The sequence below is a fragment of the Candidatus Phycosocius bacilliformis genome (assembly GCF_003112735.1).
Taxonomy (GTDB): Bacteria; Pseudomonadota; Alphaproteobacteria; order Caulobacterales; family Aquidulcibacteraceae; genus Aquidulcibacter; species Aquidulcibacter bacilliformis.
The window spans coordinates 560,973-572,340 of sequence record NZ_BFBR01000001.1 but is presented as its reverse complement, the minus strand read 5'-3'; the positions used below and the strand labels follow the sequence as shown (position 1 = coordinate 572,340).

General features: G+C 56.2%; 11 protein-coding genes. 8 read left to right on the top strand and 3 right to left on the bottom strand.

The annotated features are described in order from the left end of the window. The first annotated feature begins 9 nt into the window (after positions 1–9). From PbB2_RS02740 to PbB2_RS02710, 7 genes are all read left to right on the top strand, one after another. Positions 10–189 carry a hypothetical protein gene (locus PbB2_RS02740; protein ID WP_133245689.1) on the top strand — a complete coding sequence of 60 codons (180 nt, stop codon included), beginning with the start codon at positions 10–12 and terminating at the stop codon, positions 187–189. Further along, entirely contained in the window at positions 189–416 is a 228-nt protein-coding gene (gene pufB / locus PbB2_RS02735; protein WP_108983733.1) for a light-harvesting antenna LH1, beta subunit, read from the top strand. The genes PbB2_RS02740 and pufB overlap by 1 nt, the downstream gene beginning before the upstream one ends. A 12-nt stretch (positions 417–428) precedes the next feature. Continuing rightward, positions 429–614: a light-harvesting antenna LH1, alpha subunit gene (pufA, locus tag PbB2_RS02730; RefSeq protein WP_108983732.1), complete on the top strand. Its 186-nt coding sequence runs from the start codon at positions 429–431 to the stop codon at positions 612–614. 154 nt (positions 615–768) lie between these two features. Then, entirely contained in the window at positions 769–1,596 is an 828-nt protein-coding gene (pufL, locus tag PbB2_RS02725; RefSeq protein ID WP_108983731.1) for a photosynthetic reaction center subunit L, read from the top strand. Between the two features lie 15 nt (positions 1,597–1,611). Next, on the top strand, positions 1,612–2,544 hold the full coding sequence (pufM, locus tag PbB2_RS02720) for a photosynthetic reaction center subunit M (RefSeq protein WP_108983730.1): 933 nt from the start codon (positions 1,612–1,614) through the stop codon (positions 2,542–2,544). 268 nt (positions 2,545–2,812) lie between these two features. Continuing rightward, positions 2,813–4,738, top strand: coding sequence for a 1-deoxy-D-xylulose-5-phosphate synthase (dxs, locus tag PbB2_RS02715; RefSeq protein WP_108983729.1), 1,926 nt, complete (start codon positions 2,813–2,815; stop codon positions 4,736–4,738). Positions 4,739–5,202: 464 nt separating this feature from the next. Next, positions 5,203–5,373 (top strand): Flp family type IVb pilin, encoded by a 171-nt coding sequence (locus PbB2_RS02710; protein ID WP_238164818.1) that lies wholly within the window; start codon positions 5,203–5,205, stop codon positions 5,371–5,373. A 140-nt stretch (positions 5,374–5,513) separates the two neighbouring features. Here PbB2_RS02710 and PbB2_RS02705 read toward each other — a convergent pair whose 3' ends face one another. Both PbB2_RS02705 and PbB2_RS02700 read right to left on the bottom strand, forming a co-directional pair. Then, on the bottom strand, positions 5,514–8,495 hold the full coding sequence (locus PbB2_RS02705) for a TonB-dependent receptor domain-containing protein (RefSeq protein WP_108983727.1): 2,982 nt from the start codon (positions 8,493–8,495) through the stop codon (positions 5,514–5,516). A 287-nt stretch (positions 8,496–8,782) separates the two neighbouring features. Beyond that, a complete protein-coding gene (locus PbB2_RS02700) occupies positions 8,783–9,484 on the bottom strand; it encodes a VIT1/CCC1 transporter family protein (protein WP_108983726.1) in 702 nt (233 codons plus the stop codon). A 164-nt stretch (positions 9,485–9,648) separates the two neighbouring features. Between PbB2_RS02700 and PbB2_RS02695 the strand changes: the two genes are divergently transcribed. After that, positions 9,649–10,269 (top strand): precorrin-2 dehydrogenase/sirohydrochlorin ferrochelatase family protein, encoded by a 621-nt coding sequence (locus PbB2_RS02695; RefSeq protein WP_108983725.1) that lies wholly within the window; start codon positions 9,649–9,651, stop codon positions 10,267–10,269. On the opposite strand, the gene PbB2_RS02690 is transcribed toward PbB2_RS02695, so the two are convergent. Then, positions 10,209–11,297, bottom strand: a complete 1,089-nt coding sequence (locus PbB2_RS02690) for a VOC family protein (RefSeq protein WP_108983724.1) — start codon at positions 11,295–11,297, stop codon at positions 10,209–10,211. The two genes, PbB2_RS02695 and PbB2_RS02690, sit on opposite strands and share 61 nt — an antisense overlap. Positions 11,298–11,368: the final 71 nt, after the last annotated feature.

The window sequence follows — 11,368 nt, the reverse complement described above, 5'->3', positions numbered from 1 at the left end:
GAGATGGCGATGCAGCTCACCTTCTTCACCCGACATATCAATGCGATCTGGTCAACGGACCTTGATCCAAACCGTTTGGCCCGGACAGACCGGGCCTCAAGAGCCGCCGTGACGGGATCCGCCACGACCGGTCCAGCTGTGGGGATTGCCACAGCATTAGCCGTCCCAAACAAAATGGAGGGTAATTAATGGCTAGAGACCCAAGTACAGACACATTGTCCGGTCTGACAGCACAAGAGGCGAAGGAATTCCACCGCCTGTTCATGCTGGGCTTCATCGGATTCACTGTGATCGCAATCATCGCCCACTTCCTGGTGTGGTCGTGGCGTCCATGGTTCCCTGGTGTTGGCGGATACGCTGAACTCCAAGGCGCGGTGGAGCACGCATCGCAACTGGCACAGACCTTTTTCGGTTAAGGGAGATAACTCATGTATCGGATTTGGCTTCTGTTTGATCCCCGTCGTGTCCTGGTGGCCCTCACGGTCTTCCTGTTCACCTTGGCGATCTTCATCCACTTCATCTTGCTCAGCACCAACCGGTTTAACTGGATCGAAGGGCCAAAAGCCCCCGCTCCTGCCGCTGCACTGCTGCATGATGGCTCGGCCAACGGCTGAGCGCGACCACACTACCGCGTCTGAAAGCACTTTCGGACGCGTCCTTGGCGGCAGATGTGCAAGGCCCCCCTGTCTTGTACGTCTGCCCCACCTCTCAATCATCTCATGAATTCTGTGAAGTTGCGGCTTCGCAGAGCCAAGGAGGACGCGGATCATGGCCTTGCTGAGTTTTGAACGCAAATACCGTGTTCGGGGTGGGACGCTGATTGGCGGCGACCTCTTCGACTTTTGGGTGGGGCCCTTTTATGTGGGCTTCTTTGGAGTAACAACCATCTTCTTTGCCGTGCTGGGCACGGCCTTGATCCTGTATGGCGCGGCCTTGGGGCCAACATGGAACCCATGGCTGATCGACATCCAGCCGCCGGCCGAATCCTACGGACTCGCACTCGCCCCCTTGAAAGAGGGTGGCATCTGGCAAGTGGTAACCATGTGTGCCATCGGGGCCTTTACCTCTTGGGCGCTGCGCGAGGTTGAAATCTCACGCAAGCTGGGGATCGGCCTGCATGTGCCTTTCGCGTTCGGCATGGCGATCTTTGCCTATGTCACGCTGGTGGTGATCCGCCCGGTTCTGATGGGCGCTTGGCATCACGGCTTCCCTTATGGGATTTTCACCCACCTCGATTGGGTGTCCAATACGGGCTATAAGTACATCAACTTCCACTACAATCCCGCCCATATGGTCGCGGTCAGCTTCTTCTTTGTGAACTGCTTTGCCTTGGCATTGCACGGCTCACTCATTCTGTCGGCGACCAATCCCGGCAAGGGTGAAGTGGTGAAGACGCCTGAGCATGAAGACACCTTCTTCCGCGACGTCTTGGGCTATTCCATCGGGACTTTGGGCATCCACCGTCTCGGCCTGTTCCTGGCTTTGTCGGCCGGCTTCTGGAGTGCGATCTGTATCGTCATCAGCGGTCCCGTCTGGTCTCTGGGTTGGCCCGAGTGGTGGGACCTGTGGCTGAAACTTCCCATCTGGGGCCAATAGGCAGGAGCAAGCACAATGGCTGGCTATCAAAACATCTTTACGCAAGTCCAAGTCCGCGGTCCCGCAGAGTTGGGTGTGCCCCTGCCAAAGGGCAGTCTGCAACGCGATGGGGAAGGCTTTATCGGCATTTCCCGGCTTCTGGGCAAGATCGGCAACGCCCAGCTGGGACCAATCTATCTGGGATGGACCGGTGTCGCGTCACTCTTCTTTGGTTTCCTCGCGTTCGAGATCATTGGTCTCAACATGTTCGCTTCGGTGAACTGGGATCCGATTGAGTTCATTCGCCGTCTACCGTGGCTGACATTGAATCCGCCGCCTCCTGAACAGGGCTTCAACCTGTTTCCGCCACTAGACCAGGGCGGATGGTGGGTTATGGCTGGGTTCTTCTTGACCACGTCCCTGATCCTCTGGTGGGTCCGTACCTATAACCGGGCGAAGGCACTGGGCTTGGGCACACATGTGGCTTGGGCGTTTGCATCCGCCATCTGGCTCTTCCTCGTTCTGGGCTTCATCCGCCCAGCCTTGATGGGGAGCTGGAGTGAAGCCGTGCCATTTGGCATCTTCACCCATCTTGATTGGACCGGTGCCTTCTCCATCACTTATGGCAATCTGTTCTACAATCCGTTCCACTGCCTCTCGATCGTCTTCCTGTATGGATCGGCGCTCTTGTTTGCGATGCACGGTGCGACCATTCTCGCTGTCAGCCGCTATGGTGGTGAGCGCGAGATCGAACAGATTACCGACCGGGGAACGGCTTCGGAACGGGCGGCTTTGTTCTGGCGCTGGACCATGGGCTTTAACGCCTCGATGGAATCCATCCACCGCTGGGCCTGGTGGTTTGCGGTGCTGACCACACTGACCGGCGGGATCGGTATCCTGCTGACCGGTACAGTCGTCAGCGACTGGTATGGTTGGGCGGAAGTCCATCACTACGCCCCACCTCGCTAAACAATTGGATGACGGGGGCTGGATGCTCAATCCGGCCCCCGCTGCCATCTTTGCCCGTCAAAGCCTGACGTGCTGATCATAAGAAATCAAATTGGCCCAATCTTCTCCTGCCCGGTCTGGCCCCATGGGCCCAAGAACGGTCAGGATCTGCCGGTCTCACCGGCTATTTGGCGGGCCACGAGATGTGCGCTTTGGCCTCAGAGGCGGGCGCGCGAAGCAGGGTGCAGCGTAAGACTGCTGTCACCGCTTCAACACCAGGAGACGACGCATGCGCGACACCCCCCTCCTTGATACCCTCCAATCGCCCGCCGATATCCGAACATTGGATCGCGACCAGCTTCCCCAACTCGCTGACGAGGTTCGCGACACCATGATTGACGCTGTCTCTGTGACTGGCGGCCATCTGGGAGCGGGTTTGGGTGTGGTGGAACTTACCGTCGCGCTCCATCATGTGTTCGACACGCCTGAGGACATTCTGATCTGGGATGTTGGCCATCAGGCCTATCCTCACAAGATCCTCACCGGTCGGCGGAGCCGCATTCGCACGTTGCGCCAAGCGGGTGGTTTGTCGGGATTCACCAAGCGAAGCGAAAGCACCTATGACCCCTTCGGGGCTGCGCATGCGGCCACTTCTATTTCGGCAGCTTTGGGCTTTTGCGTGGCCCGCGACCTCAAAGGTGACAACAATCATGTGATTGCCGTCATTGGCGATGGCTCCATGACAGCTGGCATGGCCTATGAGGCCATGAATATTGCGGCTTCATCGACCAAGCGTCTGATCGTCATTTTGAACGACAACGACATGTCGATTGCACCTCCGGTCGGCGCGATGAGCAATTATTTTGCCCGACTTTTGTCCAGCCGTTCCTTCTTGTCCTTACGCAAGGCTGCCAAGAAGATGATCGAGGTGTGGCCCCTCCCCTTGGCTGATGCGGCGCGAAAAGCCGATGAATATGCCCGTGGCATGGTGCAAGGCGGGACATTTTTCGAAGAACTGGGCTTTCATTATATCGGGGTTGTCGATGGTCATGACCTCGAAACTCTGGTTCCGATTCTGCACAATGCCCGTGAAATTGATCATAAGCCGGTCTTGGTCCACGTCCGCACTCAAAAAGGCAAAGGCTACGCCCCTGCAGAAAACGCTGCAGACAAATATCACGGTGTTTCCAAGTTCAATGTGATCACCGGCGAACAGCAAAAGGGCAGCAACGGACCGCCCACTTTTACCCAAGTGTTTGGCGAAAGCCTTGTCCACGAAGCGCGCAAGGATGATCGCATCGTCGCCATCACAGCAGCCATGCCGACCGGTACAGGCCTCGATATTTTTGAGACAGCTTTCCCCGATCGCATGTTTGATGTCGGCATTGCTGAGCAACATGCAGTCACCTTTGCCGCAGGCCTGGCCGCCGATGGCATGAAGCCCTTTGCCGCGATTTATTCGACCTTCCTGCAGCGTGGCTATGATCAAGTTGTTCATGATGTTGCCATTCAGAAGTTGCCAGTCCGCTTCGGCATTGATCGGGCAGGCCTGGTTGGGGCCGACGGGGCAACCCACGCAGGATCGTTCGATATTGGCTTCTTGGGAGCTCTACCGGGCTTTGTCCTGATGGGCGCTGCGGATGAGGTGGAGCTTGCTCGCATGGTCGCGACGTGTGCGGCCTATGATGAGGGTCCAAGTGGTGTGCGCTATCCTCGAGGGGAGGCTACCGGACTTGATGTTCCCGCCGACCCTCAACCCCTTGAGATCGGTCGTGGCCGGATCATGCGCGAAGGCAGCAAGATTGCGCTGCTTTCCTTCGGATCACGCCTAGCTGACAGTCTGCGGGCCGCTGACCGGTTGGCTGCTATGGGACTGTCGACCACAGTGGCCGATGCCCGCTTCGCCAAGCCTCTGGATACCGAGCTTGTCAGTCGTCTGGCCCGCCATCATGAAGTGCTGATCACGATTGAAGAGGGAGCCGTGGGTGGCTTTGGTTCCTTCGTTCTGCATCATCTGGCAATCTCTGGCGGGCTTGACCAGGGTCTGAAGATCAGGTGTCTGACCCTGCCGGATCGATTCCAAGATCAGGCCAGCCCTGCTGCTATGCTCGCAGAAGCCGGCCTTGACGCTGACGGCATCATGGCAACGGCACTGTTGGCTCTTGGCCTTGATCAATCCGACGCCTTGCCTGGAGCTGGATCAGTGAGAGCTTGATCAACTTCTGACCCAGAGGATATGGGTGAGGTCATTCAGTTCTCGACGGGGTCAAGGGCTTGCGACGCGGCATGCCTGACGCAACCGATTTCACCAATGCCGATCGATTACATCGTATTTATAACATACTTGTTATATCATCAAAACCGTGTGAGAATATTTGAACTGGGACGATAAGCCCAAGGTGAATTTCTGCTGGTTCGAGGAATTTAGGTTATCGATTTCAGAAATCCGATCTATATTCAGTGCTTTGACCGCATTCTTGGCGATCTAAATATACTAAGAATATACTCTTTGATTACCTGATTCTTATTCCAGAAAGACAAAACTATTCCCGAAATTGAAAAATTTGGATCAATCTTTTTACGCCAAATTCAGACTTGTTGGCTAATGTACACCCAACGCGGGACGACAAAAACACCATAAGTTTTAGCTCGCGGGTGCATGTATGAAGGGAAAGTCCAGTGAAAAAATTCATGAAAAAGCTGCGCAATAGTGAGTCGGGTGCAACGGCTATTGAATATGGTCTGATTGCGGCACTTATCGCCGTTGTCTTGATCGGTTCGCTCCAGACTCTGGGCAACAATATGAAGAACCGTTACACCACGATCGGTACAACAATCGGTTCGCGCTAAATATATTTCCGACGCGGCCGGCAGGGGTCGCAGAGGGACAAAAACGGGGCCGAAAGGCCCCGTTCTCATGTCTGGCTTCTGTTTAATGCCAAATATGAATGGGCCGCCCCGACAGGCGGCCCTAACTTTTGGCGATTGGCCTAGAAGTCGTACTCGACGCTCAAGGTGAAGGCGCGGCCGCGTGGGTCGGTCACCCGTGGGTCCCAAGAGCTGCCGCTTCCCAGATCAGAATCATAGCTGAGCGTGAAGGGCGGATCGGTATTGAAGATATTCTTGATACCTCCAGTCACCACCATGTTCTTAATCCCGCGATAGGTCACGGTCGTGTTGTAGGTGGTGTAGCTTTTCACCCGCTGCTGATAGTCGGCGGGTACAAAGACGCCAGAAGCAATCCCCAGATAGCTGGCATTATCCAGGTAGCTCGGACGATAGGATTGCGAGAAGGTCGCGCTCCAATCGCCACGTGTCAGTGTCACATAGGCATTATGCCGCCAGGACAGTGTGAGATCCTGGAAACGCGTCCACTTATCGACTTCGTTGGGGCCGTAGGCCGCCGATGGCAAAAGCTTGGATTGACGGTTGATGATATGGGTACCATCCAAAGCGGCGACCCACTTGGTTCCCATGAATTCACCGCTGTTACGCAAGCTGATTTCCATGCCTTCCATCAGACTGCCACCGGCATTGAGAATGCGGCGGTCAATCTCGACAATCCGGCCGCTGGCCGGGTCGCGCACGAATTTGTCAGCAAAGTCATTGTAGTTTTGCTGCAATTGGGTGCGGGTCAGGGTGGCGATCGTGCCTGTCCGCTCAATCCGCCACCAATCAACCGATGCAGTGGCATTTCCAGCAAAGTTCAGCACAAAGCCAAGTGACAGATTTTCGGCCTCTTCGGGGCCCAGACCACGGTTTCCGCCCGTGGTTTCCCGCACCGGCCCCAGATCAAGAATATTGCCGCAACCAGGCAGTGTTGAAACCACCAGAGTTGGACAGGTCTTGGGATCAACCACGGCCGAACCCAAGGCCAGATCAACCGAGGTTGTGCCGTTATAAATCTGGTTGAACGAGGGAACACGGAAGCCAGTGCTATACGAACCGCGGAATAACAGCATTTCAAGCGGGCGATATTTGAAAGCATATTTCGGATTGGTCGTGCGACCAAATCCATCATATTCATCCACGCGGCCTGCAACCGTGATTTCCAGATTATCCAAGACTGGAACCACAACTTCGGCAAATACGGCCTTCACATCTCGGCTAACCGCGTTCAAGGCATTGGCATCATCGAATGGTGCACCCAAAATATTGGCGCGCTCGGCGGCAACCCGGCGGTCGCCATTGAACTCATACTCCTCGGTGCGGAAATCCACGCCCACAGCAGCGTAAACCTTGCCAGCAGGCAGTTCGAACAAAGGCCCCGACAGCGACCCGTCATATTGGGTGACGGTGAACTTGCCGCCAAACAACCTGACGCCCCGGGCCGATGCGGTCTCCAAAGCGGCCAAACCTGCCGCTGTCTGGGTCTCACCTGGACGCAGGAATGGGTTGATTACGCCGCTGTTGAACACATTCACGATACCGTTGTTCTTTTGAACACCGTTCACTGTCAGTGCGTTGCGATAATAATAACCGCTGCCCAGAACCGATTCTGCTTCGCTGGTTGCCTGCGAGGCCCCAACCCGATAGCTCCAGCCGTCCAGTGGCAACGGACCGTCCGCGCCAAGGAAGAAGCGATTGGTCGTGGTGGTGGTGCTGATTTCACGGCGTCCGCATTCAATACAGCGCCAACGCATGGCGATAGGCAGGTTCAAAGCGCGACGACCGGCAAGAGCTGTGTCGGTCGGGAAAGCTGCCACCAGCGCATTTGCGATACGGTCATAGATCGCGTCATTCACGCCTGGAATGCGGAAATAAGCAAAGTTGAGCGACGTTGAATCAGGCCCGGTGATGGCCGATGCATTGGGTGTCAGCTGAATATGCGAGAAGCGATTGTCTGCGGTGGCTTCAGAGGCGGTAAATTCACCAACGATTTGGTGTTCGCCAAACCGATAGACAGCCCGTACCAGACCATTCAGCGTTTCCTGTTCTTGCTGGATGCTGGCCTGCTCACCCGTATCCCAAGAACAGGCAAGGCTGGCGGTTACTGAATTGGTCGGCGAGAACCACAATTGCTCAGCATAGTCATCCATATCTTTAATGGCTGTGCAACCCAGACCGCCGGGCAAGGCCAGCGGGTTTACACCACCGGTGTATCTCAGCGTGGTCGAACCTGGCACCAAGGGTGCCGTCGTGGTTGTGCCCCAAAGAGTTCCATTGGGTGTGAAAGGGGAAGTTGCCGAGGTGGCGAGCGGGAAAATTGTACCGAATGGTGTCCCGCGCGTATCAACCGACAAACCGCGATTGATCTGGAACGTATCGATAAAATCGCGCTCACTAGCCAGCAATTCTTCATTTTTGCGGTAAGAGACCGTGGCCATAATGTTGAAATTCTGGGTGGAGATGTCCCCATAGCCCGCCAGCAGCGAGGCCTGATAAATGTTACCACCGCCTTGCTCGGTCACATCTGTGAAGGCATTGGCCTTCAGGCCTTGGAAGTCGGTTCGAGTGATGAAGTTAATCACCCCACCGATGGCGTCAGTACCATAAATTGCCGATGCCCCATCCTTCAGCACGTCGATGCGCTGCATGGCCGCAATTGGCAATTGGTTGATGTCGACCGCGCCGCCATTGATCCCGTGCGCTGCCACACGCCGACCGTTGAGGAGGATAAGCGTCCCAGCCGAACCTTGGCCGCGCAAGTTTGCGAACGAGCCGCCCCGGGCACCACGGTTTTCGGTCACATCGGCATTGGCCGCCAGATTGTCGATCCCGGCCACATTTGCTGTCAGATAGGAGATCAATTGCTCAGGGCTAGAAATACCTTCGCGCTTGAGGTCGTCGCGATTGATAATCTGCAGCGGCAGGGCGCTGGTCTCCACCTGTCGGCGAATGCTCGAGCCCGTCACAATAATGGTCTCGACAGATTTGACCTCGGTGTCAGCCGGGGCCGGCGCGTTTTGAGCTAAGGCTGGACCAGCCAAACAGGTGGCCAGACCGACCTGTGCCCAGTTGCGAAGTTTCATGGTGTCGTCTCCTAAAGCGCTGCGCGAATGACTCAATTTGCGGGTCCGCTTCCGGCTTCGCCTTACGACAAGCCCTCCGGTGCCCCCATCAGAAATGATATACTAATCTTGTCCGGTGATGGCGTGCAAGCGCACGGTCGGTCTTTGCGGCGGCTCAGGTCGCTCAAATCGACCGTAGAATGGCCATTTCCACGCCAATGTGATCGGAAATCGGGCAATTTCCCAAATGGCATGGCTAAAAAGTCACACCTCAACCGCCTTCATTTTGGGCAGGTTATCCAAGGCGGTCAGATTGCCGCGCCGATCAAATGGCCAATCCCGGCCGTCAAACCCATCGCCAGCGCCCCCCAAAAGGTTACTCGCAGAATTGCCGGGCTAAGCTTGGCACCTCCGGTTTGTGCACCCAGGCCGCCCAAGACGGCCAAAAAGAGTAAAGCCGCTAAGCAGACTGCGGGAATGATCAGAGTCGCCGGCACCACCAAAACAGTCATCAGAGGCAATGCCGCGCCAACGCTAAAGGTCGCTGCCGAAGTTAGGGCTGCTTGGATCGGCTTGGCGGCTGTGTGATCGACAATGCCCAGTTCGTCTCTCGTATGGGCGGCCAATGCATCATGAGCTGTCATTTGAACCGCGACTTTGTGGGCAAGTTCGCGGTCCAAACCCCGCGCCATATAAATCGCGGTCAATTCCTCTAATTCATGTTCGGGCGTTTCAGCTAATTCCTGACGCTCGCGCTTTATATCAGCGGCCTCGCTATCGGCTTGAGAGCTGACTGAGACATATTCGCCTGCTGCCATCGACATGGCTCCAGCAACCAGGCCTGCAACTCCGGTCAGAAGGATGGATTCGCGTGTTGCGGCCGCCGCAGCAACCCCCACGATCAAGCTGGCCGTTGAAACGATCCCGTCATTGGCCCCTAAGACCGCGGCTCGCAACCAGCCTACTTTGGAAATCGCGTGACGTTCTGCATGGCTGAGATGACGCGACATAACCAACTTCCCCCGCTGTCGAGCTTTGAACCAAACTGTGCGGCAATTTTTCGGCGGCGTCGAGTTTGCTTGGCTGTCGGCGGACTTGAATTACCGCGACAAATCGTCATGGGTTCGCCGTGTTTGGCACAGATCAAAATAGGACCCGATATGAGGTTGGAAACATGATCCCGATACATCTCGATCCAGCCCAAACGCGCATCGGCTTGGTCGGTCGGGCCGAGCTGACCGTGCGGCGGCTGGCGTGGTTGCGAGCTTTAGGTGGCAATCCGCTGGTTTATTCTGATCAGCCTGACGCGATTTTGCGCGAGGCGGCCGGCACCGCGTTGATCGCACGCTTGCCGACAACCAGCGACCTTTCGGAAATGCAGGTGATTTGGGTTGCAGATCTCACGCCCGAGGAGTCCGAAGCGTTGGGTGCGCAAGCACGGGCGGCCAAAGTTCTGCTCAACACAGAAGATGTGTTGCCGCTATGTGATTTTCATACCCCGTCGATCCTGCGACGCGGTCGTCTGGTCTTAAGTGCCGGCACTGGTGGCGCAAGCCCAGCCGCTGCAAGCTTTGTGCGCGAACGTTTGGCGGCAAGCTTTCCAAAAGAATGGGCCGAAATGCTTGAAAGCCTCGCAGCTGAGCGGCAGGCCTTGAAATCAGCCGGAGCCACAATGGCGGAGATGAAACAAGCTGCCTTGGCCCGGCTAGAGGCCACGTTTGGTCCTGCGACCCCTTATCGCGGCGAGACGGGCAATACTTCAAACGCCTCAACGATCCCGCCATTTGGTGACTGAACCCAAGCCAATCGCACCTTACCATAGGGGGCAAGATCAACAGGGTTTGCGCTGGTATGGACCTCAATCTGGCGTGCACGTACCCGGCCAATCCACGCATCGAGATCGGTGACCGGCAAACGCAGCGCAACAATGCCACGATTGGCATAGCGGGCCCGGCTCGCATGATCGACGCCTTCAAGCCCAACAAAGCGCATCAATTCAACACGACCGTCTTCGCTCTGACTTTCCCATAATATGCCAGAACGGCGAGGAATCTGGACGGACAAATTGACAGGCAGTCCAAAGTTGGTTGCCACCGGCACTTTGTCTTCATAATTGCCGATAAACCAGGCACCAAATCCGAGGCCTTCTTGAAAAAAGGCACGCTCAGCTTCAAAATCCTTGACCATCGTCATCACATTGAAGACGCGGCTGATCCCGCGGGTGGTTTCCCAACCTTCCAGCTTTGGCTCTAGGCGCTCATAGATTGAGACATTGACCCCGTCGGGGCCACGGATCACCACATTGGCGAGCTTAACCCCGCCAAAAGTGAATTCCTGCGGGCTATTATAGGCCGTCCAGCCTCGTGCGATCGCTTTGTCATAAATGGCCTTGGCTTGGCGCGAGCGCGTCATCAGCGAGAAATAGCCGCCAGGATCCCAAGCCTGAGCGGCCGGACGTATGGGCTCGGAGGCAATGCCCTTCAGGCTGATCAGCCGAACCCAGCCTTTGCCATCGCCCGGATTGACCAATAGAACTTCTTGGCCCGTCACGCCGGATGGCAATTGCCAAGCTTGCAAGATGGCAGGGTCAATTGGCCCTTGGGAAGCGACCTTCCAGCCAGCATCCTCGGTGAAAAATGCAATCCATGGTTTGGGATCGGCCACATGGACCACGGCTTCCTGCCAGCCCTTGCCAATTTCGGGCTGGTAGCCTTGGCGGGCTTCAGCAGAAACCAGTCTTGGCGAAGCCGCCACTGCTTGATTGTGGAAAAGCGGTTGAAACAGGGTCAAACCGACGACGAGGGCAAAAAGTAAACGGCGCATTGGTAGAGCTTACCCCATGTCTGCCACCCGGCAATCAGTTGCAGCAGAGGCCGGCGAAATAGCAAGAACCG